This window comes from Pseudomonas sp. IT-P258 (assembly GCF_949767825.1).
GTDB lineage: Bacteria > Pseudomonadota > Gammaproteobacteria > Pseudomonadales > Pseudomonadaceae > Aquipseudomonas > Aquipseudomonas monachiensis.
Window position 1 is genome coordinate 126,715 of the sequence record NZ_CATKPU010000087.1, and the last position, 23,657, is coordinate 150,371.

The window sequence follows — 23,657 nt, forward strand, 5'->3', positions numbered from 1 at the left end:
ATCAGGTACAGACCTTAACATGTCGAAGGGGTGTTCTGCTTTACGCAGCCAGAAAGTAAGAAGCCTCCCAGTTGTCAGACTGGAAGGCTTCGCGGCGGTAACTGCCTTTGCCCTTGGCCGGGCGTTCCTTGCGGCTGCGGAACAATGGCTGGGCGATGATGGATTTGGCCTTGTTGGGGCCATGCGTTGATGGCTTTTTGCTCATGATGATGCCTCGCAAGTGAGTGGTTTTTGCGGGGCAAATCATCGGCCGAAGTTCGGGATCTGTCTAGTCCCTACATTGTGTAGGACCTTTCATTGATCTTGATAGCGATGTGGTTTCTGTGGCGAGGGGGCTATTCAGCGGGCAATGTCAGACGCTGCCCGGCCATCAACAACGTCAACCGGCTCAAACTCATCCACGGCGAACCGGCCGCCTGGCCTTTGATCTGCGCATCAATGCGTTGCGCTTCGAGCAGCAGTTGCGCCCAGCGTTGGGCCGAGTAGCGTTGCAGGGCCTTGTTCACCAACGGTTTACGTTTGTCCCAGACTGGCGGTTTGGCCTGGCTGAAGGCCTTGTCCAGGGGGGTGCCCTGGCTGTATTGCAGGGAAATATTGGCCAGCAGGCGCAACTCCCGGGCCAGGGCCCAAAGAATCACCGGCGGCTCGACGCCTTCACCGCGCAACCCTTCGAGCATGCGCAAGGCGTGGGCGGCTTCGCCATTGAGCACCGCATCGGTCAGGCCAAAGACATCGAAGCGCGCACTGTCTGCCACCGCAGCCTGCACGGTTTCAACGGTGATCTGACCGCCTTCGGCCATCAGCTTGAGCTTTTCGATTTCCTGGGCGGCGGCCAGCAAGTTGCCCTCGACCCGTGCCGCGATCAGCTCAACGGCGTCCTGGCTGGCGGAAAGCCCGGCCTGGGACAAACGTTGGCGGATCCAGCTTGGCAACTGGGCGACATCGACCGGCCAAATCTGCACGAACTGGGTCTGCGGCCCTTCGACCAGCGCTTTGCCCCACTTGGTTTTCTGCGCGCTGCCATCGAGCTTCGGCAAGCTGATCAGCAGCACGGTGTCCTCGGCCGGGCGCGAGCAGTACTCAATCAGCGCGGCAGCGCCCTTGTCGCCGGGTTTGCCGGAAGGCAGGCGCAGCTCCAGCAGGCGCTTTTCGGCGAACAGCGACATGCTGGCACCGGCTTGCAACAGAGTCCCCCAGTCGAAACTGGCGTCGGCGGCAAATACCTGGCGTTCATCGAATCCCTGCTGACGGGCGGCAGCGCGAACAGCGTCGGCCGCCTCCTGGCACAACAACGGGTCATCGCCGCTGATGATATAGACCGGCGCAAGGGCGCCTTGCAGGTGTTTGGCGAGTTGGGCGGGAGCGAGCTTCATAATAGAGGGCGAACGGGGCGCCTGGGCGCCCCGTAAGTCTTACTGCTGCGGCAGTTCGACAGGCGACTGACGCGGGGTTTGCGCCTCAGCCTTCTTTGCCGCTTCCAGTGCAGCGGCGTCAGCCTTGGCCCTGGCTTCGGCAGTCTGCTGCAACTGATCCAGTTGGCCTGGGGTCAGTTGTTCCAGGCGCAGCATCATGCGCTGGACCATCTCCCGACGGCCTTCTGTCCGGGCCGTTGCGGCTTCCTGGTCAGAGCCCACCAGGTTGTTGCCGTCGTGCATATAGATCTTCTGCACTTCAAGCTTGTCACTCAACAGGGGCAGATCGCCGCGACCGCGGATGTCGTAGCTCAGCACGGTGGTGACCTGGTACTCGCCAGCACGACCGGCGCCTGCGTAGCTGATGATACGCTGGCTTTCCTGCTCATTGGTCAGCACCAGTTTGTACGGAGCGCCGGTATAGACCTTGACGCCGCTGCCCTCCAGTGCCTGGCGCAACTGGGTAACGGTTGGGCCATAAGCGTTACGGGCGCTCAGGTCGAGCTCCTTGATCGCCAGTACATTGGTGCCGGTGCCGCGCAGCTGGAAACCGCAGGCGCTCAGCAGAACCGCGAGGCCTATCACCAGCAGATTGCGTTTGATCATCTTGTTGCTCCCCTTGAAACCATGTGGGCCGATCAGGCGGCCCGAAAGGTTTTACTCGGCGCCAGGCTCACCTGGCGCCTGATCCAATTAGCTGGCGACGATATTGACCAGTTTCCCGGGCACTACGATCACTTTACGAATGGTCAGACCGTCGACGAAGCGCAACACGTTCTCGTTGGCACGGGCGGCGGCTTCGACTTCTTCACGGCTGGCACTGGCCGGCATTTCGATGTGGCCACGCAGCTTGCCGTTGACCTGAATCACCAGTTGCAGGCTGTCCTGTACCAACGCGCTGTCATCCACCACCGGCCAGCCGGCGTCGATCACAGGTTCAGCGTGCCCCAGTTGATTCCACAGCTCGTGGCTGATGTGCGGCGTGATCGGAGCCAGCAGCAGAGTCACGGTTTCCAGACCTTCGTGAATCAGGGCGCGATCCTGGTCGGTGCCTTGCGCGGCTTTTTCCAGTACGTTCATCAGCGTCATCACCTGAGCGATGGCGGTGTTGAACTTGTGGTTCTGGCCAACATCCTGGCTGGCTTGCTTGATGGCCAGGTGGATCGAGCGACGAGCGGCTTTCTGCTCGTCATTCAGGCTGGCGACGTCCAGTTTGCCCGGCAGGCCCTGAGTGACGTGGGCTTGAGCCAGGCGCCAGACGCGCTTGAGGAAACGGTGCGAACCCTCTACGCCGGAGTCGGACCATTCCGCGCTCATGTCAGGTGGCGAAGCGAACATCATGAACAGGCGGCAGGTGTCTGCGCCGAACTGGTCGATCATCGACTGTGGGTCGACGCCGTTGTTCTTCGACTTGGCCATCTTCTCGGTGCCGCCGATTTCCACCGGCAGGCCGTCGGATTTCAACTTGGCGCTGATAACCTTGGCTTTGCTGTCACGCTCAAGCTCGACGTCCGCCGGGTTGAACCAGGTGTAAGCGCCATTGGCTTCGCGGCGATAGTAAGTCTCGGCGATCACCATGCCCTGGGTCAGCAGGTTCTTGAACGGCTCGTTGGAGCTCACCAGGCCTTCGTCGCGCATCAGCTTGTGGAAGAAGCGCGCGTAGAGCAGGTGAAGAATCGCGTGTTCGATCCCGCCGATGTATTGATCCACCGGCAGCCAGTGGTCGGCGGCCGATTTTTCCACCAGGCCGCCTTCAAAGTGCGGCGAGGCATAGCGGGCGTAGTACCACGAGGACTCGACGAAGGTGTCCATGGTGTCGGTTTCACGCTTGGCAGGCTGGCCGCATTTAGGGCAGCTGCACTCGTAGAACTCGGGCATGCGCGCCAGTGGCGAACCGGCGCCGTCGGGTACGACGTCTTCCGGCAGCACGACAGGCAGTTGATCTTCCGGTACCGGCACGTCACCGCAAGTGTTGCAGTGGATGATCGGGATCGGGCAGCCCCAGTAACGCTGGCGGCTGATGCCCCAGTCGCGCAGGCGGAACTGGGTACGCGAGGCGCCCAGCTCTTTCTTGATCAGCGCGACTTCGATGGCGTCGAAGGCGCCTGCGAAGTCGAGGCCGTCGAACTCGCCGGAATTGATCAGCGTGCCGTGCTCGCCGTAGGCGTCTTGCCATGGCGCCGGGTTGCTGTCACCGGAACTGGTCTGCACCACGGATTTGACCGGCAGGTTGTACTTGTGGGCGAATTCGAAATCGCGCTCATCGTGGGCCGGAACCGCCATCACCGCGCCGTCGCCGTAGTGCATCAGCACATAGTTGGCGACCCAGACCGGCAGTTTTTCCCCGGTCAGCGGATGTTCGACGAACAGGCCGGTCGGCAGGCCTTTTTTCTCCTGGGTGGCGACGTCGGCTTCGGCCACGCTGCCGCCCTTGCATTCAGCGATGAACGCTTGCAGCTCTGGATTGTTCTGTGCGGCCAGGGTAGCCAGGTGGTGTTCGGCGGCCACGGCGACGTAGGTCGCGCCCATCAGGGTGTCCGGACGGGTGGTGAAGACCTTCAGCGCGCCGGTTTCGCCGATGGAATCGACGTTGTACGGGAACTGCACTTCCATGCCGCGGGATTTGCCGATCCAGTTGCGCTGCATGGTCTTGACCTGTTCAGGCCAGCCAGTCAGCTCGTCGAGGCTCTCCAGCAACTCATCCGCGTAGGCGGTGATCTTGAAGTAGTACATCGGGATTTCGCGCTTTTCGATCAGCGCGCCGGAACGCCAGCCGCGACCGTCGATCACCTGTTCGTTGGCCAGGACGGTCTGGTCGACCGGGTCCCAGTTCACGGTGCCGCTTTTCTTGTAGATCACGCCTTTTTCGAACAGGCGGGTGAACAGCCACTGTTCCCAGCGGTAGTAATCGGGCTTGCAGGTGGTCACTTCGCGCGACCAGTCCACCGCAAGGCCCAGGCTACGCAGCTGGGACTTCATGTAGGCGATGTTTTCGTAGGTCCACTTGGCGGGCGCTACGTTGTTCTTCATCGCGGCGTTTTCCGCCGGCATGCCGAAGGCGTCCCAACCCATGGGTTGCAGAACGTTCTTGCCCTGCATGCGCTGATAGCGGGAGATCACGTCGCCGATGGTGTAGTTGCGCACGTGCCCCATGTGTAGCTTGCCGCTGGGGTAAGGGAACATCGACAGGCAGTAGTAAGTCTCCTTGCCTGGCTGTTCACTGACTTCAAAGGACTTTTGCTCGTCCCAGAACGACTGGGCGGCGGCTTCGATTTCACGGGGCTGATATTGTTCGTGCATGGCTACTTTTGAACTGAATAGGGGTGGCCTAATCCTCTTCAATGCAACGCTGGACGCTGATCACGCCGCATTGGCGTTTTCGATGTCCAGCCGAGCTGGAAGTGGAGTTACAGGAAGCGCCGTAGCATACATGACCGCGCTCTACCGAGGGAAACCCTGATTGCTGCCGCGCGTCTCGCGAAAACCGCCGCGAGGGCCGTTGGTCGCGGCGCTCAGCCGGTTTGTTCATGGAGGCTAAGCTCTAACTGGGGAGTTGGTCTTATCTTCCAATGAGGTGAGGGATGGTTGAGTCACAGCAAAAAGCTACGAAACCGGAGCTGTACGAAAGACTGATCGATCGTTTGGCCCTGGCCCTGGAAGCGGCAAGAACTGCTGGCCGGTTGCGTGACGTACGCCCTCTGGAGCTGGAACTGCGTGGCCTCAGCCCCGCAGAGTTTGCACTGGTCAAGGCGTATCTGGATCGCAGTGAGCGTGAGACGCACGGATGCTTGTCAGAGGCGGTAAAGCAACTCGACGCACCACGTTCGGCCAAGATCATCTGGCTCAAGGACAAGGTTCCCGGCAGAGACGCGGTAAAGGTCCGGTCTTTGCAGTTCAAGTAAGACGCAGAGCCATGCTCCATGGTTTTTTTGAAGCATAGTCCTCCTGTATTGATTGTCGCATCGCGCCAACCCACTTAGGCTTCGGGCATCTCCAGGAGATGCTCGATGCCTTTTCGTTATTTTTTAAAACAACTTCTTTTGCCCCCCGGCATTCTATTGCTGCTGCTTTTACTTGCCTGGTGGTTGCGCCGCTCAAGGCCAAGGCTCGCCGGTGTGTGCTTTGCACTGGGGTTGGGTGGCCTTTGGCTGATGAGCCTGCCGGTGGTGGTGCAGTGGAGTGCCGGCCTGCTCGAGCGTGAGCCACCGCTGGCTCGCGGCGAATGGGCGGTGCTGGGGCAGCGCGCGGACGCCATCGTTGTCCTTGGTTCCGGGCGCGAGCGCGGTGACGCGGCCTGGGGCGCCGACCAGCCCACGGGTGTCGGCCTGGAACGCCAGCGGTTTGCCGCGCGGCTGGCCAAGGCTTCCGGCCTGCCGGTACTGACCAGCGGCGGCTTGCATTACGGCACCCCGCCAAGCGAAGCGCAGATGATGGCTGACTCCTTGCGCGACGATTTTGGCGTGACCGTGCGCTGGCAGGAAGGACGCAGTCGCACGACTTGGGAAAATGCCCGGTTCAGCGCCGAGGTATTGCTGCCACAGGGCATCAAGCGCGTGGTGCTCGTGACTCATGCCGGGCATATGCCGCGAGCGGTCTGGAGTTTCCGCAAGGCCGGGTTTGAGGTGGTGCCGGCGCCGGTAGGGTTTCTGGGCGGCGACAATGCGCGGCCACTGGGTGGCTGGATGCCGGAGTACAAGGCGATCTGGCAGAACGGGCAATTGATGAACGAGGCGGTGGGGCAGGTCGGTTATTCGTTGTTTTACCGGTAAAGATCAAAAGATCGCAGCCTGCGGCAGCTCCTACAGTTGGAATGCAATCCCCTGTAGGAGCTGCCGCAGGCTGCGATCTTTTCTAGACAGTCTTGGCCATCCGGCTCGCAATCAGCGCCCAGCCAAACAACAACACGCAGAGAATGAGCAATGGCCACGAGCGCCATTCCAGGTACGGCGTGAGGTTGTGCATCGGCACCACTTCGCCATACAGGATGCCGCGTTCGAACTGCGGGATCTGATCGGTAATCTGACCGAACGGGTTGATCAGGCCGGATACGCCGTTGTTGGTGGCGCGGATCATCCAGCGGCCGGCCTCCAGCGCACGCATCTGCGCCATCTGCAGGTGTTGCAGCGGACCGATGGAGGTGCCGAACCAGGTGTCGTTGCTGATGGTCAGCAACAGGTCACTGCGGGCGGCAAGGCTCGCGGCGAATTCCGGGTAAACCACTTCATAACAGATGTATGGCGCGATCTGATAACCCTTGGCTTGCAGCAGCGGCTGGTCAGCCGGGCCGCGAGCGAAGTCCGACATTGGCAGGTCGAAGAAGGCGATCAGCCCGCGCAGCACATCCTGCAGCGGAACATATTCCCCAAACGGCACCAGTTTTTGCTTGAGGTAAGTGCCGTCGCCTTCGCCGACAACGGTGATGCCATTGAAGAAGCGCTTCTCGTGGTGGACCTCCATGCGGACCGGGACGCCGGTAATCAGCGCCGATTTACGCTCGGCCGCGAAGCTGCCCATCATGTTCAGGTAACCCTCGGCGGACTCCTTGAGCACCGGGATTGCCGTTTCCGGCCAGATGAGAAGATCGGCGCGCCTGGAGCTGAAACTCATGTCGCGGTACAGCGCCAGTTGCGCGTTGAGCTGCGCCGGATCCCACTTCATGCTTTGTTCGATGTTGCCCTGAATGGCGGCGACGCTCAGTGGCGGGCCCGACGGGCTGGTCCAGGCGTGGTGCTTGAGCGCCATGCCGAGCAGCCATGGACCGACCAGCAGCAATGCACCGGCAGCGATGAAGCCTTTGCGCCCCGTGCGAACCAGGCGCAAGCCGTTGTAGATCAACGCTGCTGTCAGGGCCAGGGTGAAGGAAATCAGCCACATTCCGCCGATAGGCGCGAGCCCGGCCAGGGGGCCGTCGAGCTGACTGTACCCGGAATACAGCCACGGGAAGCCTGTCAGGAACCAGCCGCGGAAGGCTTCCTGGCCGACCCACAGCGCTGCGAAAGCCAGAGCGTCGGCCAGCGGCGCTTCATTTCGGCGCAGCCAACGCGCCCAGATCCAGGCGGGCAGGGCAAAGAACCAGGCAATCGCCGCCGTGAAGAGCAGCATCAGGAAACCGGCCAGCAATACCGAGGCGCCGCCGAAGTGGTGAATGCTGTAGTAGATCCAGCTGGTGCCGGCACCGAACAGGCCGAAACCGAAACACCAGCCGCGACCCAGTGCCTGACGTGGGCTCAGCTCGCGCAGGCCGGCATAGAACAGGCCGACGGCGAGCAGTGCCAGTGGCCAGATATCGAACGGCGCCAGGGCCAGTGTGGTGATTGCACCGGCCGCCACGGCCAGCAGGTTACCGGGCCAGCCGGGGCGGGTTGTCCAGCGCATTTCAATCCTTAGCGAGCAATGGGCGTCAGGCGAAGCAAGTGAATCCGACGGCTGTCGGCGTTCAGGATGCGGAAGCGGTAGGGGCCGATTTCAGTGATTTCGTTACGTTTTGGCAAATGCCCGAACGCGCTCATCACCAGGCCGCCAACGGTGTCGAACTCGTCGTCGGAGAATTCGCTGTCGAAGAATTCGTTGAAGTTCTCGATTGGCGTCAGGGCCTTGATCAGGAAATCACCGCTGGGCAGCGGCTTGATGTAGCTGTCTTCTTCGACGTCGTGTTCGTCTTCGATGTCGCCGACGATCTGTTCCAGCACGTCTTCGATGGTCACCAAACCAGCCACGCCGCCGTATTCGTCGATGACGATGGCCATGTGGTTGTGGTTGGCGCGAAACTCGCGCAGCAGCACGTTGAGGCGCTTGGATTCCGGCACGAAGGTGGCCGGGCGCAACAGGTCCTTGATGTTGAAGCTGTCGCCGTTTTCCTTGAGGATCAACGGCAGCAAGTCTTTGGCCAGCAACACGCCCATCACGTCATCGTGGCTTTCGCCGATCACCGGGTAGCGGGAGTGGGCCGAGTCGACCACGGCAGGCAGGAACTCGCGGGGTGTCTGGGTCGCCTTGATGCTGACCATCTGCGAGCGCGGGACCATGATGTCCCGGACCTGCAAGTCAGCCACCTGGATGGCGCCTTCGACGATGGCCAGCGCTTCGCTGTCCAGCAGTTTGTTCTGGTGTGCATCGCGCAGCAACTCCAGCAGCTCCTGGCGGTTTTTCGGCTCGTGGGCAAAAGCCTGGGTGAGCTTACCCAGCCATGACTTCTGCCCGTTGCTCGATCGATCTTCGCTCATAGCGATTACTCTGAATCCTTTGTTGTTTCGGTAGGGAGTGCGTCAGTTTCGTCGTCCGCGTACGGATCGGGAAAGCCCAGTTCTGCAAGCAACGTTCGTTCCAGTGCTTCCATTTCTTCGGCTTCCTCGTCATCAATATGGTCGTAACCAAGCAGATGCAAGCAGCCGTGAATCACCAGGTGTGCCCAGTGGGCCTTGAGTTCCTTGCCCTGTTCAGCGGCTTCGCGCTCGACCACGGCCACGCAGATCACCAGATCGCCCAGCAGCGGGATGTCGAGGAACTCATCCGGCACGTCGGCCGGGAATGACAAGACGTTAGTTGCGTAGTCTTTTTGCCGCCAGGTGTGGTTCAGCTCGCGTCCTTCGGCTTCGTCGACCAGACGAATGGTCATCTCCGAGTCGGCGGTGCGCTGGCGCAAAGCCAGCTCGCACCACTGGCGGAATTCGGCTTCGCCGGGGGCGTCGGCTTCGGTGGCGATTTGCAGGTCAAGCTCAAGCATCGCGGCGGCTGTCCTTGGCGGCGGCATCATCGGCCGCTTTGGTTTCGAAGCGCTCATAGGCTTCGACAATCCGCTGCACCAGTGGATGGCGCACGACGTCCTTGGGCTGGAAATGGGTGAAGCTGATCCCTGGCACATCCTTGAGCACTTCAATGACGTGGTGCAGGCCGGACTTGGTGCCGCGTGGCAGGTCGACCTGGGTGATGTCCCCGGTGATGACGGCCGTGGAGCCGAAGCCGATCCGGGTCAGGAACATCTTCATTTGCTCGACCGTAGTGTTCTGGCTTTCGTCGAGAATGATGAAGCTGTTGTTCAGTGTACGGCCGCGCATGTAGGCCAGCGGCGCGACTTCGATCACCTGGCGCTCGATCAGCTTGGCGACGTATTCGAAGCCGAGCATTTCGTAGAGCGCGTCGTAGAGCGGGCGCAGGTACGGGTCGATTTTTTGCGACAGGTCGCCGGGCAGGAAGCCGAGTTTTTCACCCGCTTCGACTGCTGGGCGAACCAGCAGGATGCGGCGAATCTGCTCGCGCTCCAGTGCATCCACCGCGCAGGCCACGGCCAGGTAAGTCTTGCCGGTACCGGCCGGGCCGATGCCGAAGTTGATATCGTTACCGAGGATTTCCTTCACGTAGCGCACTTGATTCAAGCCGCGTGGGCGAATCATGCCTTTCTTGGTGCGCAGGGCCACGGAGGGTTCGGCGGGGGAGTGGTTGTCCAACTGCTCGACGGCCGATTCCTGCAGGAACAGGTGCACCATGTCCGGCGACAGCTCGGTACCCTTGGTTTCCCGGTACAGGCGGCGCAGGAGATTTTCCGCGGAGGTGGTGTGTTTGGGTTCGCCGATCAGCTCGAACTGGTTTCCGCGATTGCGGATCTCGATGGTCAGGCGCTGTTCGATCAAGCGCAGGTGCTCGTCGAATTGCCCGCACAGATTGGCGAAGCGACGAGCTTCAAAAGGCTCGAGGATGAAGCGATGTGGTTCTATAGGTGCGTTCAAGGTCGTATTTAGCCGCCCTGGGGCAATAGTGATGAATCAAGGATAGCGCCAGTGAGCTGGGTGCGAAAGCTCTTATATAGACCAAGTTAATTCACTGGCCTGGCGCTGTTCCTGTGGGAGCTGGCTTGCTCGCGAAGAGGGTGTCTCAGTCGACAATCATTTAACTGACACAGCGTTTTCGCGAGCAAGCCCGCTCCCACAAGGGGGATGCGGTGTTACTGGATCAGCGAGCCCCGCAGCGAGTGCGGCTGCGCGGCATCGATGTGCACATCCGCGAACTGGCCGATCAGGGTCGGATTGTCGCAGCGGAAGTTGACGATACGATTATTCTCGGTCCGGCCCTGCAGCTCGCCCGGGTCCTTTTTCGAGTAATCGGTCACCAGGATCCGCTGGATCGAACCGACCATTTGTCGGCTGATCTCGAAACCTTGCTGGTTCAAGCGATGTTGCAGTGCGTTCAGGCGTTCTTTTTTCAGCTCTTCCGGAGTGTCATCGGCCAGGTCGGCGGCCGGAGTGCCCGGGCGCTGGCTGTAGACGAACGAGTAGGAAAAGTCGAAACCCACGTCGGCAATCAGCTTCATGGTTTGTTCGAAATCTTTCTCGGTCTCGCCCGGGAAGCCGACGATGAAGTCCGAACTGATGCAGATCCCCGGTACGGCGGCGCGCAGCTTGCGCAGTTTGGATTTGTATTCCAGCGCGGTGTGGTTGCGCTTCATCGCCGCGAGAATGCGGTCCGAGCCCGATTGCACCGGCAAGTGCAGGTGTTTGACCAGCTCCGGCACGTCAGCGTGGGCCTGGATCAGGCTGTCGGAGAACTCCAGCGGGTGTGACGTGGTGTAGCGGATGCGGTCGATGCCGTCGACCGCGGCGACCACGCGGATCAGCTCGGCCAGATCCGCCAGGCGCCCATCATGAGTCGTCCCACGATAGCCGTTGACGTTCTGCCCCAGCAGCGTCACTTCGCGCACGCCGTTTTCGGCCAGGTGAATGATCTCGGCAAGCACGTCGTCGAACGGCCGGCTGACTTCTTCGCCGCGGGTGTAGGGCACCACGCAGAACGTGCAGTACTTGCTGCAACCTTCCATCACCGACACGTAAGCGCTCGGGCCGTCGATGCGGGGCTCGGGCAAATGGTCGAATTTTTCGATTTCCGGGAACGAGACGTCAACTTGCGGCAGCTTGCTGCTGCGCGCGGCGTCGATCATTTCCGGCAGGCGGTGCAGGGTCTGCGGGCCGAAGACCACGTCGACGTACGGCGCGCGATCACGAATGGCCGCGCCTTCCTGGCTGGCCACGCAACCGCCGACGGCGATCACCATGTCCGGGTTGGCCAGCTTCAGTTCGCGCCAGCGACCGAGTTGGGAATAGACCCGGTCCTGTGCACGTTCGCGGATCGAGCAGGTGTTGAGCAGGATCACGTCGGCGTCTTCAGCGCGGGCGGTGACTTCCAGGGCCTGATGTTCGCCCAGCAGATCGACCATGCGCGAGCTGTCGTACTCGTTCATCTGGCAACCGTGGGTTTCGATGTAAAGCTTCTTGGCCATGGAATAGAGTCATCACGTGATTCAAAGAACCGCGCATTATAGGGAACATGTACCCAGGTTCCTACCGCTGCGCGTCCGATGGCTATGCTATAGTTCGCGCCCTCATTTTTATCCCCCGATGTGTTGCTCGCCTGCCATGACCAAACGTGAAGCTCCAATCTACAAGGTGATTTTCCTCAACCAGGGCCAGGTGTTCGAAATGTATGCCAAGCAGATCTATCAAAGTGATCTGTGGGGCTTTCTGGAAGTGGAAGAGTTCGTCTTTGGCGAGCGCACGCAAATGGTCGTCGATCCGAGCGAAGAAAAGCTCAAGGCTCAGTTCGAAGGCGTGGTGCGCAGTTTTGTGCCAATGCATTCGATCGTGCGCATCGATGAAGTCGAGCGTATGGGCACACCAAAAATCAGCGAAGCCCGTGGCGCGGTCGGCAATGTCATGCCGTTTCCGATGCCGATGCCTGAGAAGTAAGCAGCTAGGGCTAGAGAGGCTTGTTGTGGCGAGGGAGCTTGCTCCCGCTCGGCTGCGAAGCAGTCGCAAGACCGAAATGCGCGGTGTGCCAGGCAGAGTGTGATTGCAGGATTTAGGGCCGCTTCGCGCCCCAGCGGGACGGTGCGGCGGTCCGACAAGCTCCCTCGCCACAACAAGCCACCCCGCAGTCAGAAGTGCTCAGGGCAGTGGCGCGAAAGGCGTACGCCCGTCAGCGCTTTGCAATTCCATCAAATATTTACGGAAAATTTGCCCGAGCACCTGGGTCGCAAGCTCCAGTTCTTCGCGGGGCATTTTCTCGGTGACTTCGTCGGCGGTGTCCAGGGCGTCTTCGGCGCCGTTGACCGCTGCCATCTTCAGCAGGATGTACGCCTGAACGTTATTGGCCGGCACGCCTTCGCCGTGGAAGAACATGGTGCCGAGTTTGAATTGTGCCTGGGCGTGGCCTTGCAGCGAGGCTTTTTCGAAATAGCTCAGGGCCTGATTGAGGTCGCGCGGCGTGTTTTTGCCTTCGTAGTAGAACTCACCCAACTCGTATTGCGCTTGCGCATCCCCTTCTTCCGACGCTTTCTGGCAGGCGGCGAGCGCCTGTTCCAGGTCTTGCGGCTGGGTATTGAGGGTGCAGCGACCCATCGCTGGGATTAACAACGAGTTGCCGCCTGCTTGTGCGTGCGTGAGCAGGGGCTGAAGAAGCAACAGGCAGCCCAGTGCAAGGGTGCGGCCGGTGCGGTTCATGGGAATCGACTTACCTCTGAAGGGCGCGCGGACCCATCGAGGGGATCCAATAAGCGCGCATTATGAAATAAGCAGGGCCAACCTTACAAAGTCTTTACTCGTTTTTCTGCTGCGCGGGAAATTTATCGCCCACTTTGCGGGGGATTATTGGCAGACGAGCAGGAAAAATCGTGGGAATGCCGGCGAAAGCTGACGCTGGCAAGGGCCAGCGTCAGCATTTGAGCGTTACTTCAAGGCCGCGAAGGCGCGCTCGGCGGCGTCCAGGGTCAGCTTCAGTTCAGCTTCGCCGTGGGCGATCGAAGTGAAACCGGCTTCGAATGCGCTCGGAGCCAGGTACACGCCACCTTCGAGCATCAGGTGGAAGAAGCGACCGAACAGGGCTGCGTCGCTGGCCATGACGTCATCGAAGGTGACGATGTCGTCGGCACCGCTGAAGTACAGGCCGAACATGCCGCCGGCCTGGGTGGTCACGAACGGAATGCCGGCCGCATCGGCGCGCTGTTGCAGGCCGTCGAGCAGGCGAGTGGTGTAGTCGGTCAGCTCGGCGTGGAAGCCCGGGCGGCTGATCAGGCGCAGGGTGGTCAGGCCGGCTGCCATCGCCAGCGGGTTACCGGACAGGGTGCCGGCCTGGTAGACCGGGCCCAGCGGGGCGATGCGCTGCATGATTTCGCGCTTGCCGCCAAAGCAGCCGACCGGCATGCCGCCACCGATGATCTTGCCGAAGGTGGTCAGGTCTGGCGTCACGCCGTAGTACGCCTGGGCACCGCCGAGGGCGACACGGAAGCCGGTCATGACTTCGTCGAAAATCAGCACCACGCCGTGCTTGTCGCACAGGGTCCGCAGGCCTTCGAGGAAGCCCGGTGCCGGCGGTACGCAGTTCATGTTGCCGGCCACTGGCTCGACGATGATGCAGGCCACGTCCTGGCCGACTTCGGCGAGCATGGTTTCTACCGCGTCGATGTCGTTGAACGGCAGGGTCAGGGTGTGTTTGGCGAATGCCGCCGGTACACCGGCCGAGCTCGGTACGCCTTGGGTCAGTGCGCCGGAGCCGGCCTTGACCAGCAGGCTGTCGGAGTGACCGTGGTAGCAGCCTTCGAACTTGATAATGCTGTCGCGACCGGTGAAGCCGCGGGCCAGGCGAATGGCGCTCATGGTCGCTTCGGTGCCGGAGCTGACCATGCGCACCATTTCCATCGACGGCACGAGGGAGCAGACCAGGTCGGCCATCTGCGTTTCCATCTCGGTCGGGGCGCCGTAGGACAGACCGTGCTCAAGCTGTTTACGCACCGCGTCCAGTACGTCCGGGTGACTGTGGCCGAGAATCATCGGACCCCAGGAACCGACGTAATCCACATAGCGCTTGTCGTCTTCGTCGGTGACGTAGGCGCCTTCGGCGTGCTTGAAGAACAGCGGCGTGCCGCCGACGCTCTTGAACGCGCGAACCGGCGAGTTCACGCCACCGGGAATGTGTTTCTGGGCATTGGCAAACAGGGTTTCGGAACGAGACATGATCGGGCTCTCAAATCAGATTTAAAGCTTAAATAGAAAACAATTCGTTGAAGGCGCGGGCGCGGCGGGTCACTTCAGCCGTGCTCTCGGCGCCGAACAGGCCATGCACCACCGCCAGCAGATCGACGCCATGGGCCACCAGTGGGGCGGCGTTATCCAGGGTGATACCGCCGATCGCGCAGATCGGCAGGTGCAGCTGTTTGCGGGCCTGGTCGAGCAGGTCGAGGCTGCAGGTCGGTGCACCGGGCTTGGTGTTCGAATTGAAGAAGCGGCCGAAGGCGACATAGCTGGCGCCTTCCTTGGCGGCCTGTTCGGCCAGTTCGAGCTGCGCGTGGCAGGTCGAGCCGATGATCGCCTGGCGCCCGAGCAGTGCACGGGCCGGGGTCAGCGGGCCGTCGGTCTGGCCCAAGTGCACGCCCACGTTCAGGCGTGCCGCCAACTCGGCGTCGTCATTGATGATCAACTGCGTCTTGTAACGTTCGCACAGCCCGCGCAAGGCTTCGGCCTCACGCAGACGGCGGGCTTCGTCGCTGCTCTTGTCGCGGTATTGCAGCAAGGTGACGCCGCCTTCCAGCGCCGCCTCCACGTACTTGAGCAACTTACCGTCCAGCAAATGGCTATCGGTAATGGCGTACAGGCCACGTAGTTTCATCGGACAAGCCTCACCGCATACGAATAGAAGTTACGAACAGAAATCCAGCGGCAAACGGCGCGGCACGAACTGGCCTTTGCCCAGTTGCTCGGCATCACGCAGGGTGCGCCACGTGTAGTTAAGCGCGGTCTGCACGGCGCTGGCGAGGTTTTCGCCCTGGGCCAGACGACCGGCCAAGGCACTGGCCAGGGTGCAACCGGAACCGTGATAACTGCCCGGCAAACGCTGGCAGGTATAGGTTTCGCGCAGGCCATCGCGGCTATACAGGCGGTTGTGGATTTCGGTTTCGTCGCCGTGGCCGCCGGTGATCAGCAGGTGTTTGACGAACGGCAAGAGTTTTTCAGCGCACTCGTCCGCGGTGCCTTCGGGCAGTTCGGCGAGGATGCGGGCTTCGGGAAGGTTGGGGGTCGCAATGATCGACAAGGGCAGCAGACGCTCGCGCATGGCGTAGCCGACTTCGTCCTTGCCCAGGCGTCCGCCGCCGCCGGCGCGCAGCACCGGATCGCAAACCACCGGCAAATGCGGGTGCGCCGAAAGCAGTTCGACCACGGTGTCGACCATTTCCAGGGAACCGAGCATGCCCAGTTTGACCGCCGCGACTTCGGAGTCGTTGAGCACGGCATTGGCCTGGGCCAATACCCACTCACGGTCAAGGACGCGGAAGTCCGTGACATTGACGGTGTCTTGCACGGTCAGGGCGGTGACGGCCGGAGCCGCATGGCAACCCTGAGCGAGCAGGGCTTCGATATCTGCCTGCAAGCCGGCGCCACCACTTGGGTCGTGGCCGGAGAGACAGAGGACAACGGGGCGAGAGCTGTAGATATTCATGGTGCGCGAGCTTACCACCAAACCTGTTTTCCGGGTGTTGTGGCGGTGTGTTTGGTCGATACATTGTGGCGAAGGGGACAGCACCCTTGCCTGGATGATTTTCCTGCCATTGATAATCGTTCAGTTATGTCGCTGAAATGCCCGTCCTAGAGCCTTTTCAGGAAAAATTTCAATGGTGTTTAATGGCCATCAACGGCTATGCTAGAGTGGATCCAAACCAATAACAGGTGATGCCGGTTTTACGTCTGCTCAAAAGGAATGGGGGGCTTCCTGACAGAACCGGACAGGCCACGCTGGGGCTTCAATGCGCTATTTGCTGATGTTGCTGTTGTGTTTGCCCCTCCTGGCAAACGCCGTCGAGTTCGATGAGTTCACTCAAAGCCTCCCCTTGGGCCGAACCCTGCAGGTCTATGAGGACGCAACTGGTCAGGCGACCATCGCGGATATCCGTGCGCAAGCGGCGGCCGGCAACTTCAAACCGCACCACAAGGACACGCTCAACGCCGGGTACTCGCGTTCGGTGTTCTGGCTGAAAATCGACCTGCATTACCGTCCGGCCAATCCGGCGGCGCAAAGGACCTGGCTGCTGGAACTGGCCTATCCGCCCCTCGATCGCCTCGATCTCTATTTGCCCGATGCGGCCGGCAACTATCAGTTGGTCAGTCAGACCGGCGATGCCTTGCCCTTCACCAGCCGCGAGATTCGTCAGAACAATTATCTGTTCGACCTGACGTTCAAGCCCGATCAGGCCGAAACCGTATTCATGCGCTTGCAAAGCGAAGGCTCGATCCAGGCGCCGGTCACCTTGTGGTCGAGCACCGCCTACCTCGAGGAGCAGCCCGTGCGCCTCTATGTACTGGGGCTGATCTACGGCGTACTGCTGGGGATGCTGGTCTACAACCTGTTCATCTACCTCAGCGTGCGCGACACCAGTTACCTCTACTACATCTTCTATATCGCCTCGTTCGGCTTGTATCAGCTGTCGGTAAACGGTGCGGCCGTGCAGTATTTCTGGCCGGACAATCCATGGTGGGCCAACGCCGCAACGCCGTTTTTCATCGGCTGTGCCGGGCTGTTCGGCAGTCAGTTCGCCCGCAGTTTCCTGCAAATGGCAACCCACAGTCGCTGGCTCGACCGCCTGTTGCTGGCGCTGGTTGGCTTCGGTGCGCTGGTGGTCGGCCTGTCATTGATGACCAGCTACGCCCTGGCCTTGCGCCTGGCCACGGCCCTGGCGCTGACGTTCACCGTGGTGATTTTTGCCGCCGGGATCTTTGCCTGGTTGCGCGGCCTGCGGGTGGCGCGGTATTTCATCATTGCCTGGTCGGCGTTTTTGCTCGGCGGCATCGTCAATACGCTGATGGTGCTGGGTTACCTGCCGAACGTGTTCCTGACCATGTACTCCAGCCAGATCGGTTCGGCCATTGAAGTGGCGCTGCTGTCCCTGGCGCTGGCCGACCGCATCAACGCCATGCGCGAGCAGCAGGCTCAGACCCTGTTCGACGCCAGCCAGAAGCTTGAAGTCCTCAACCAGCAACTGGCCCGCAGTAACAAACTCAAGGACGAGTTCCTTGCCACCCTGACCCACGAATTGCGCACGCCCATGAACGGTGTGATCGGTTCGCTGGAACTGATGCAAACGGTCGAGATGGACCCGGAGCTCGAGCAGTACCAGCAGACGGCGTCTGGATCGGCGCGGGACATGATGCGCATGGTCAACGGCATCCTCACCCTCACCGAATTGCAGGCCGGCAAACTCAAGGCCTCGGCCGACACCTTCAGCTTGCGTGGCATGGTCGAGGCACTGCGCACGCAGTTCGAGGGCAATGCGTCGGGCAAGTCGCTGGACTTCAAGGTCGATGTCGCGCCAGGTGTGCCGGATCGTTTGCGCGGCGACAACGTCAAGATCGCGCAGTGCCTGGAATGCCTGCTGGATAACGCCATCAAGTTCACCAAGGTCGGCGGCCTGGCCCTGCGGGTGACCGGCAAGACCATTGAGCCCGACCGGCTGGCGTTGACCTTTGCGGTGATTGACACGGGCATTGGTTTCACCGATTTGGGGGAGGCCACGATGTATCAACGGTTCTTCCAGCTCGATGGCTCGATGACCCGTGAATACGGCGGCCTGGGTGTTGGCCTGGCGATTTGCCGACAGTTGGTCGAGTTGCTCGGTGGACGCCTGACACACCGCTCCGAGCCAGGACGCGGCAGCCGGTTTCAGCTGGATGTGGAAGTCGGGCTGCCGGTAGTCGAGCGTCCGGTGACGCCATTGATGACCCGGGACTTTCCGCGCCTGCGCTTGCCTCAGGATTGTGCCGTGCTGTTGGTGGATGACAACGACATCAGCCAGTTGGTGATGCGCGGCATGTTGCTCAAGCTGGGCTTTCGCGTACGTACGGCCGACAGCGTCGATGCTGCTCTCGATCTCCTGCAGCGCGAAGTGTTCGACGCGGTGCTGGTCGATTGTCAGTTGCCGCTATTGGGCGGTGAGTCGGTGTGCTGCCGGATCCGCGCGTTACCTGGTTATGCCGAACTGCCGTTGTTCTTGATCGCCCTGAACGGTGACCGTGAGCGCTGCCCGACCGGCGCGGTGATTGATCACTTGAACAAGCCGGTGAAATTCGAGGAATTGCAGGCCGCGCTCTACCGCCGTGTACTTTGTTTGCAGCAGGGCGAAAGCGCCGGAAGTTAGGCGGATATGACACTTTGATCGGCCGAGGGGCGGTGATTAACTGATGTCAGTTGGCCGACCAAAGGAGCCCTGTCATGAACCTGCATCAGTTCGCCGAAACCCACGAAGTCACCAACCAGCCACCGTCACTGGACGGCGCCAACCTGTACCGCATCGATTTGCCGTTGCAGGAGTGGTCGCGGCGGTTCGGGGCCGGTTGGGCCGAGTCGCGGATCGACGCCTATGGCGCACTGGCCGGTGGCCCGTTGATGGAAGCCGGGTTCCTGGCCAATCAGAACAAGCCGGTGTTCAACAGCCATGACCGGTTTGGTCATCGCATTGACCTGGTGGAGTTTCACCCGGCTTATCACGAACTGATGCGTACGGCGGTTGAGCATGGCTTGACCTCTTTGCCCTGGGCTCATCCGCAGTCCGGCGCCCACGTGGCCCGCGCTTCCATGACTTACCTGCACAGCCAGGCCGAGGCCGGCAGCGGCTGCCCGTTGACCATGACCTTCGCCAGCGTTCCGGCCATGCGCCTGCAACCGGACCTGGCGCAAAAGTGGCTGCCGAAAATCCTCGCCACCGAATACGACCCGCGTAATGTCGGCATGGCCCACAAGGCCGGGGTCACCATCGGCATGGCCATGACCGAGAAGCAGGGCGGCACCGATGTGCGGGCCAATACCACCAAGGCGTATCCGGTCGGTGCCAGCGGTCCGGGCCAGGCCTATGAACTGGTTGGGCACAAATGGTTTTGCTCGGCGCCGATGTGCGACGCCTTCCTGACTCTGGCGCAGACCGACAAGGGCCTGACCTGTTTCCTGTTGCCGCGCCATCGTCCGGACGACACGCGCAATCAGTTCTATATCCAGCGCCTGAAGAACAAGCTCGGCAATTGTTCCAACGCCTCCAGCGAAGTGGAGTTCCGTGGCGCACTGGCGTGGATGGTCGGTGAAGAGGGCCGTGGCGTTCCGACGATCATCGAGATGGTGGCCATGACCCGCTTCGATTGCATGGTCGGCTCCAGTTCACTGATGCGCCAGGCGCTGACCCAGGCCAGCCATCACTGCGCTCATCGTTCGGTTGGCGGCAAACTGCTCAGCGAACAGCCATTGATGCAGAACGTGCTGGCGGATCTGGCGCTGGAAAGCGAAGCCGCCCTGGCCTTGAGCCTGCGCATGGGCCGGGCGCTGGATCATCTGGACGACTCGCAGGAAGCCAAATTCGCCCGGCTGGTGACGGCGGTGGGCAAGTACTGGATCTGCAAACGGGCGCCGGCGATGATCAACGAAGCGGCCGAATGCATGGGCGGTGCGGGTTATGTCGAAGACAGCATCCTGCCGCGCCTCTACCGTGAGGCACCGGTGAATTCGACCTGGGAAGGCTCCGGCAACGTGCAGTGCCTCGATGTGCTGCGTGCCCTGTCGAAAGAACCGGGTGTGCTCGATGCACTGTTCAGCGAGTTGGGCGATGGCCATGGCGACAAGCGCCTGGCTTCACACATCAATCAATTGCAGGCGGCCTTCAAGGACACCAGCGACATTCAGTACCGTGCCCGGCAACTGACTGAGGACATTGCCTTGGGGCTGCAGGCGAAGTTGTTGCTGGAAGCCGGGAATGCGGTGGTCAGTGATGCGTTTATTGCCAGTCGACTGAATGGTGGCGGCCGGGTGTACGGTGCATTGCCACGCGGGCTGGATGTGGAAGCGATTGTCGCTCGTTCGACTCCACAAGGCTTCTGATCGGTCAGAAGATCGCAGCCTGCGGCAGCTCCTACGGGTGCACGACGAGCCCTTGTAGGAGCTGCCGCAGGCTGCGATTTTTTTTGGCTGTTCCCGTGAAGCGACGATGCAGGCAAGATGAAGGTCTGCAAGTCAGAACACAGGATGCTGATCGTGACCGAAGCTTTTATTGTCGTTCAAACCGCCGAGCAAGCCGTGGACCGGCTCGCACACTTGCACAATCGTGCAACCACCGCGTTGAGCCAGGCGCTCAAGCGTTACCTCAAGGATCGCGTCGAGCCCGATGCCGAACAGCGCTCGATGTTCCGCTATCCCGAATTGCGCCTGACCTACCACTGCCAGGGCGAAGTCCCGCAGACCACCCGTGCCTACGCCAAGGTTCAGTTGCCTGGCACCTACAGCGTCACCGTCACCCATCCCTCGGCTTTTCGTAAATACCTGCTGGAGCAGCTCGTTCCGTTGATGCACGACTTCACCGTGACTGTGGAAGTCGGTGTCAGCCAGCAGAACATTCCGTATCCGTATGTGGTCGAGCAGGGCGATGAGCTGGCGGGTTCCGGTGTCACTGCCCCCGTGTTGGCGCGGGTGTTCCCGAGCACTGACCTGTCGGCGGCGACCGATGGCATTGCCGATGGTCTGTACGATTGGGAAAACACCGATCCGCTGCCCCTGGCGCTGTTCGATGCCGCGCGGGTGGATTTCTCCCTGCGCCGACTGGTGCATTACACCGGCAGCGACTGGCGGCACGTGCAGCCGTGGATTTTGCTGACCAACTATCACCGCTACGTCGACCAGTTCATCGTCCATGGCCTGGAGCAACTACGCAGCGATCCGCGTTTTGTGCGCATGGTCCTGCCGGGCAACGTGATCATCGAAAAGAGCATGGATCACGGCGAAGCCTCGGCGATTGCCGCCGGGGTGGTCTGGCACCGCTACCAGATGCCGGCCTATCACCTGATCGCCAGCGATGGCCACGGCGTGACCCTGGTCAACATCGGTGTCGGCCCGTCCAACGCCAAGAACATCACCGACCACCTGGCTGTATTGCGTCCGCATTGCTGGCTGATGATCGGTCACTGCGGCGGCCTGCGTCAGTCGCAGACCATTGGCGATTACGTGCTGGCCCACGCCTACATGCGTCGCGACGGCATTCTCGACCGGGTGGTGCCGCCGAACATTCCGATTCCGGCGTTGGCCGAAGTGCAACTCGCGCTTCAGCAGGCGGCGGCCAACGTCACCGGCGAGAAGGGCGACGAACTGAAGAAGCGCCTGCGTACCGGTACTGTGCTGACCTACGACGACCGTAACTGGGAGCTGCGCTGGGCGCAGGAACGGCCGCTTATCAACCTGTCCCGCGCCGTGGCGGTGGACATGGAAAGCGGCACGATTGCCGCGCAGGGTTATCGTTTGCGGGTGCCATACGGCACGTTGCTGTGCGTTTCGGACAAGCCGCTGCACAGCGAAATCAAGCTGCCGGGCTCGGCCAACGCCTTCTACGAGCGCGCGGTCAGCCAGCACCTGAAGATCGGTATCGAGGCGGTGGATCTGTTGCGCACCGAACTCAACTCGCTGCACTCGCGCAAGCTGCGCAGCTTCGACGAGCCGCCGTTCCGCTGATTTGTCGATGGTCATTTAACGGTCGGGCTACTAGCATTAGCAGCCCTGACCGTTAGATGTTGTTTTGCCCATGTCGCGTCCATCTCGTCCACCTTCCCGCCGCTCTGGCGCGAAACCCTCTCCTTCAGCCCCGCGCCGTGTCGCCAAGGCACCACCGGCCGAGCCGAAGCTGATCCTGTTTAACAAACCTTTCGATGTGCTGACGCAATTCAGCGACGGCGAAGGGCGCGCGACCCTCAAGGATTACATTGATGTACCGGGAATCTATCCGGCCGGACGGCTGGACCGCGACAGCGAAGGCTTGTTGCTGCTGACCAACGACGGCCAGCTTCAGGCGCGGATCGCCGACCCGAAACACAAGCTGGCCAAGACCTATTGGGTACAGGTCGAGGGCGAGCCGAGCGCCGAGCAGTTGCAGCGCTTGCGTGACGGCGTCGAATTGAATGATGGCATGACCTTGCCCGCCGAGGCGCGGCAACTGGACGAGCCCGAGCTGTGGCCGCGCAATCCGCCGGTGCGTTTTCGTAAAAGCGTGCCGACCAGCTGGCTGGAGTTGGTGATTCGCGAAGGGCGCAACCGACAGGTGCGGCGCATGACCGCTGCGGTCGGGTTGCCGACCTTGCGTCTGGTGCGGGTCAGGATCGGTGACTGGACGATCGAGGGGCTCGATCAGGGCCAGTGGAAGGAAGTGCCGGCGCGCTTATAACGTGCCGGATTCGATCAGGCCGATCACCACGCTCTTGATCACGAACGCCGCCACGCCCAGGCCCAGCACGAAGAACAAAATGAACGAGCCGAAGCGCCCGGCCTTGGACTTCTTCGCCAGATCCCAGACGATGAAACCCATGAAAATGATCAGGATGCTGACCAGTCCGGTCATCATCCATTCTTCGAATACGGCAGGATCCATCGAACATCTCCAGCGCGGGCGTGGCTAAAAGGGCGCGGGGAGTATACGCCTCAGCGAGTACGCACTGTATTGACCTGCGTCGGTGTGTCGCAGTCATTCGTCGCCCGGTCTGACAACCGACCTGCTCTTGTAGGAGCTGCCGAAGGCTGCGATCTTTTGATTTTGCTGCTAAGAAAAGATCAAAGGATCGCAGCCTCGTTTCACTCGACAGCTCCTACAGGCGCCTACAGAAGTGCTACTCAGCTACGCAGATGAGTCAAAGGCAGTTCGGTGCTGTTCAAAACCTGATTCAACACAAAACTCGAGCGCACGCTGGTCACGCCTTCAATCCGCGTCAGATGCCCCAGCAACAGTTTCTGGTAGTGATCCATGTCCGGCACCACGACCTTGAGTTGATAGTCGGCATCCATCCCGGTCACCAGGCTGCATTCGAGCACTTGGGGCAGGGTGCGGATGGCCGCTTCGAAATTCTCGAAACGCTCCGGCGTGTGACGGTCCATGCCGATCAGCACGTAAGCGGTCAGGCTCAGGCCGAGCATCTTGCGGTCGAGCAGGGCTACCTGGCGGGAAATGTAGCCGTCGTCTTCCAGTTGCTTGACCCGCCGCGAACACGGCGAAGGCGACAGGCCGATGCGCTCGGCCAGCTCCTGGTTGGAGATGCGTGCGTCGCGCTGCAATTCCGCCAGAATACTCAGGTCGTAACGGTCGAGCTTGCTCATCAAACGGTCCTTTGTCGTAACTATTGCGGAGGATTATGTATCCGGGGTTAAAAATTGCGCAAGTGATGTTTAATTCAGCAATCTTCGCAATCCTCTGCCGGCGCTCCCGGC

General features: G+C 61.1%; 22 protein-coding genes. 7 read left to right on the top strand and 15 right to left on the bottom strand.

What is annotated here, in order from left to right:
- Window positions 1-40 precede the first annotated feature (40 nt).
- The 4 genes from arfA to leuS all read right to left on the bottom strand — a co-directional run bounded on the left by arfA (window position 41) and on the right by leuS (window position 4,712).
- A complete protein-coding gene (arfA, locus tag ACM6G4_RS25015; RefSeq protein ID WP_414914825.1) occupies window positions 41-205 on the bottom strand; it encodes an alternative ribosome rescue factor ArfA in 165 nt (54 codons plus the stop codon).
- A 130-nt stretch (window positions 206-335) separates the two neighbouring features.
- Window positions 336-1,373 (bottom strand): DNA polymerase III subunit delta, encoded by a 1,038-nt coding sequence (gene holA, locus ACM6G4_RS25020; RefSeq protein ID WP_414914826.1) that lies wholly within the window; start codon window positions 1,371-1,373, stop codon window positions 336-338.
- A 39-nt stretch (window positions 1,374-1,412) separates the two neighbouring features.
- A complete protein-coding gene (gene lptE / locus ACM6G4_RS25025; RefSeq protein WP_414914827.1) occupies window positions 1,413-2,018 on the bottom strand; it encodes an LPS assembly lipoprotein LptE in 606 nt (201 codons plus the stop codon).
- 87 nt (window positions 2,019-2,105) lie between these two features.
- Window positions 2,106-4,712 (bottom strand): leucine--tRNA ligase, encoded by a 2,607-nt coding sequence (gene leuS, locus ACM6G4_RS25030; RefSeq protein WP_414914828.1) that lies wholly within the window; start codon window positions 4,710-4,712, stop codon window positions 2,106-2,108.
- A 281-nt stretch (window positions 4,713-4,993) separates the two neighbouring features.
- Between leuS and ACM6G4_RS25035 the strand changes: the two genes are divergently transcribed.
- Window positions 4,994-5,314, top strand: a complete 321-nt coding sequence (locus ACM6G4_RS25035; protein WP_008052397.1) for a hypothetical protein — start codon at window positions 4,994-4,996, stop codon at window positions 5,312-5,314.
- A 105-nt stretch (window positions 5,315-5,419) separates the two neighbouring features.
- On the top strand, window positions 5,420-6,181 hold the full coding sequence (locus ACM6G4_RS25040; protein ID WP_056728841.1) for a YdcF family protein: 762 nt from the start codon (window positions 5,420-5,422) through the stop codon (window positions 6,179-6,181).
- An 82-nt stretch (window positions 6,182-6,263) separates the two neighbouring features.
- On the opposite strand, the gene lnt is transcribed toward ACM6G4_RS25040, so the two are convergent.
- From lnt to miaB, 5 genes are all read right to left on the bottom strand, one after another.
- Window positions 6,264-7,787, bottom strand: a complete 1,524-nt coding sequence (lnt, locus tag ACM6G4_RS25045; RefSeq protein ID WP_056728839.1) for an apolipoprotein N-acyltransferase — start codon at window positions 7,785-7,787, stop codon at window positions 6,264-6,266.
- Between the two features lie 8 nt (window positions 7,788-7,795).
- Window positions 7,796-8,635, bottom strand: a complete 840-nt coding sequence (locus ACM6G4_RS25050) for an HlyC/CorC family transporter (protein WP_027924283.1) — start codon at window positions 8,633-8,635, stop codon at window positions 7,796-7,798.
- 5 nt (window positions 8,636-8,640) lie between these two features.
- Window positions 8,641-9,135 (bottom strand): rRNA maturation RNase YbeY, encoded by a 495-nt coding sequence (ybeY, locus tag ACM6G4_RS25055; RefSeq protein ID WP_414914829.1) that lies wholly within the window; start codon window positions 9,133-9,135, stop codon window positions 8,641-8,643.
- The gene (locus tag ACM6G4_RS25060; protein WP_056728837.1) at window positions 9,128-10,135 is read right to left on the bottom strand and encodes a PhoH family protein; all 1,008 of its coding nucleotides are present in this window, start codon (window positions 10,133-10,135) and stop codon (window positions 9,128-9,130) included. Before ACM6G4_RS25060 ends, ybeY begins: the two co-directional genes overlap by 8 nt.
- A gap of 215 nt (window positions 10,136-10,350) precedes the next feature.
- The gene (miaB, locus tag ACM6G4_RS25065; RefSeq protein ID WP_056728835.1) at window positions 10,351-11,679 is read right to left on the bottom strand and encodes a tRNA (N6-isopentenyl adenosine(37)-C2)-methylthiotransferase MiaB; all 1,329 of its coding nucleotides are present in this window, start codon (window positions 11,677-11,679) and stop codon (window positions 10,351-10,353) included.
- A 136-nt stretch (window positions 11,680-11,815) separates the two neighbouring features.
- On the opposite strand from miaB, the gene ACM6G4_RS25070 reads away from it, so the two are divergent.
- Entirely contained in the window at window positions 11,816-12,145 is a 330-nt protein-coding gene (locus ACM6G4_RS25070) for a DUF1820 family protein (RefSeq protein ID WP_056728833.1), read from the top strand.
- A 198-nt stretch (window positions 12,146-12,343) separates the two neighbouring features.
- Here ACM6G4_RS25070 and ACM6G4_RS25075 read toward each other — a convergent pair whose 3' ends face one another.
- The 4 genes from ACM6G4_RS25075 to ACM6G4_RS25090 all read right to left on the bottom strand — a co-directional run bounded on the left by ACM6G4_RS25075 (window position 12,344) and on the right by ACM6G4_RS25090 (window position 15,887).
- Window positions 12,344-12,898 carry a tetratricopeptide repeat protein gene (locus ACM6G4_RS25075; protein ID WP_056728831.1) on the bottom strand — a complete coding sequence of 185 codons (555 nt, stop codon included), beginning with the start codon at window positions 12,896-12,898 and terminating at the stop codon, window positions 12,344-12,346.
- A gap of 225 nt (window positions 12,899-13,123) precedes the next feature.
- Window positions 13,124-14,407: a glutamate-1-semialdehyde 2,1-aminomutase gene (hemL, locus tag ACM6G4_RS25080; protein ID WP_056728829.1), complete on the bottom strand. Its 1,284-nt coding sequence runs from the start codon at window positions 14,405-14,407 to the stop codon at window positions 13,124-13,126.
- Between the two features lie 28 nt (window positions 14,408-14,435).
- Window positions 14,436-15,059 (bottom strand): thiamine phosphate synthase, encoded by a 624-nt coding sequence (gene thiE, locus ACM6G4_RS25085; RefSeq protein ID WP_150726971.1) that lies wholly within the window; start codon window positions 15,057-15,059, stop codon window positions 14,436-14,438.
- A gap of 30 nt (window positions 15,060-15,089) precedes the next feature.
- Window positions 15,090-15,887, bottom strand: coding sequence for a hydroxymethylpyrimidine/phosphomethylpyrimidine kinase (locus tag ACM6G4_RS25090; RefSeq protein ID WP_008052407.1), 798 nt, complete (start codon window positions 15,885-15,887; stop codon window positions 15,090-15,092).
- Window positions 15,888-16,191: 304 nt separating this feature from the next.
- Between ACM6G4_RS25090 and ACM6G4_RS25095 the strand changes: the two genes are divergently transcribed.
- The 4 genes from ACM6G4_RS25095 to ACM6G4_RS25110 all read left to right on the top strand — a co-directional run bounded on the left by ACM6G4_RS25095 (window position 16,192) and on the right by ACM6G4_RS25110 (window position 22,623).
- Window positions 16,192-18,576, top strand: coding sequence for a 7TM diverse intracellular signaling domain-containing protein (locus ACM6G4_RS25095; protein WP_414914830.1), 2,385 nt, complete (start codon window positions 16,192-16,194; stop codon window positions 18,574-18,576).
- A gap of 74 nt (window positions 18,577-18,650) precedes the next feature.
- Window positions 18,651-20,300 (top strand): acyl-CoA dehydrogenase family protein, encoded by a 1,650-nt coding sequence (locus ACM6G4_RS25100; RefSeq protein WP_414914831.1) that lies wholly within the window; start codon window positions 18,651-18,653, stop codon window positions 20,298-20,300.
- A gap of 117 nt (window positions 20,301-20,417) precedes the next feature.
- Window positions 20,418-21,917 (top strand): AMP nucleosidase, encoded by a 1,500-nt coding sequence (amn, locus tag ACM6G4_RS25105; protein ID WP_177336502.1) that lies wholly within the window; start codon window positions 20,418-20,420, stop codon window positions 21,915-21,917.
- A 70-nt stretch (window positions 21,918-21,987) separates the two neighbouring features.
- Window positions 21,988-22,623 carry a pseudouridine synthase gene (locus tag ACM6G4_RS25110; RefSeq protein ID WP_223542014.1) on the top strand — a complete coding sequence of 212 codons (636 nt, stop codon included), beginning with the start codon at window positions 21,988-21,990 and terminating at the stop codon, window positions 22,621-22,623.
- On the opposite strand, the gene ACM6G4_RS25115 is transcribed toward ACM6G4_RS25110, so the two are convergent.
- Window positions 22,618-22,827 (bottom strand): DUF2788 domain-containing protein, encoded by a 210-nt coding sequence (locus tag ACM6G4_RS25115; protein WP_007937369.1) that lies wholly within the window; start codon window positions 22,825-22,827, stop codon window positions 22,618-22,620. The genes ACM6G4_RS25110 and ACM6G4_RS25115 overlap by 6 nt on opposite strands.
- 239 nt (window positions 22,828-23,066) lie before the next feature.
- A complete protein-coding gene (locus ACM6G4_RS25120) occupies window positions 23,067-23,546 on the bottom strand; it encodes an Lrp/AsnC family transcriptional regulator (RefSeq protein WP_007937367.1) in 480 nt (159 codons plus the stop codon).
- Window positions 23,547-23,657: the final 111 nt, after the last annotated feature.

Bases quoted from the DNA above. Each gene is read 5' to 3' on its own strand.
- thiE (WP_150726971.1), bottom strand. From the start codon at position 15,059: ATGAAACTACGTGGCCTGTACGCCATTACCGATAGCCATTTGCTGGAC.
- ACM6G4_RS25100 (WP_414914831.1), top strand. From the start codon at position 18,651: ATGAACCTGCATCAGTTCGCCGAAACCCACGAAGTCACCAACCAGCCA.
- ACM6G4_RS25120 (WP_007937367.1), bottom strand. From the start codon at position 23,546: ATGAGCAAGCTCGACCGTTACGACCTGAGTATTCTGGCGGAATTGCAG.
- ACM6G4_RS25070 (WP_056728833.1), top strand. From the start codon at position 11,816: ATGACCAAACGTGAAGCTCCAATCTACAAGGTGATTTTCCTCAACCAG.
- ACM6G4_RS25110 (WP_223542014.1), top strand. From the start codon at position 21,988: ATGTCGCGTCCATCTCGTCCACCTTCCCGCCGCTCTGGCGCGAAACCC.
- holA (WP_414914826.1), bottom strand. From the start codon at position 1,373: ATGAAGCTCGCTCCCGCCCAACTCGCCAAACACCTGCAAGGCGCCCTT.
- ACM6G4_RS25050 (WP_027924283.1), bottom strand. From the start codon at position 8,635: ATGAGCGAAGATCGATCGAGCAACGGGCAGAAGTCATGGCTGGGTAAG.
- lnt (WP_056728839.1), bottom strand. From the start codon at position 7,787: ATGCGCTGGACAACCCGCCCCGGCTGGCCCGGTAACCTGCTGGCCGTG.
- leuS (WP_414914828.1), bottom strand. From the start codon at position 4,712: ATGCACGAACAATATCAGCCCCGTGAAATCGAAGCCGCCGCCCAGTCG.
- miaB (WP_056728835.1), bottom strand. From the start codon at position 11,679: ATGGCCAAGAAGCTTTACATCGAAACCCACGGTTGCCAGATGAACGAG.
- amn (WP_177336502.1), top strand. From the start codon at position 20,418: ATGAAGGTCTGCAAGTCAGAACACAGGATGCTGATCGTGACCGAAGCT.
- ACM6G4_RS25090 (WP_008052407.1), bottom strand. From the start codon at position 15,887: ATGAATATCTACAGCTCTCGCCCCGTTGTCCTCTGTCTCTCCGGCCAC.
- ACM6G4_RS25035 (WP_008052397.1), top strand. From the start codon at position 4,994: ATGGTTGAGTCACAGCAAAAAGCTACGAAACCGGAGCTGTACGAAAGA.
- ACM6G4_RS25115 (WP_007937369.1), bottom strand. From the start codon at position 22,827: ATGGATCCTGCCGTATTCGAAGAATGGATGATGACCGGACTGGTCAGC.
- ybeY (WP_414914829.1), bottom strand. From the start codon at position 9,135: ATGCTTGAGCTTGACCTGCAAATCGCCACCGAAGCCGACGCCCCCGGC.
- arfA (WP_414914825.1), bottom strand. From the start codon at position 205: ATGAGCAAAAAGCCATCAACGCATGGCCCCAACAAGGCCAAATCCATC.
- ACM6G4_RS25040 (WP_056728841.1), top strand. From the start codon at position 5,420: ATGCCTTTTCGTTATTTTTTAAAACAACTTCTTTTGCCCCCCGGCATT.
- ACM6G4_RS25075 (WP_056728831.1), bottom strand. From the start codon at position 12,898: ATGAACCGCACCGGCCGCACCCTTGCACTGGGCTGCCTGTTGCTTCTT.
- lptE (WP_414914827.1), bottom strand. From the start codon at position 2,018: ATGATCAAACGCAATCTGCTGGTGATAGGCCTCGCGGTTCTGCTGAGC.
- ACM6G4_RS25095 (WP_414914830.1), top strand. From the start codon at position 16,192: ATGCGCTATTTGCTGATGTTGCTGTTGTGTTTGCCCCTCCTGGCAAAC.
- hemL (WP_056728829.1), bottom strand. From the start codon at position 14,407: ATGTCTCGTTCCGAAACCCTGTTTGCCAATGCCCAGAAACACATTCCC.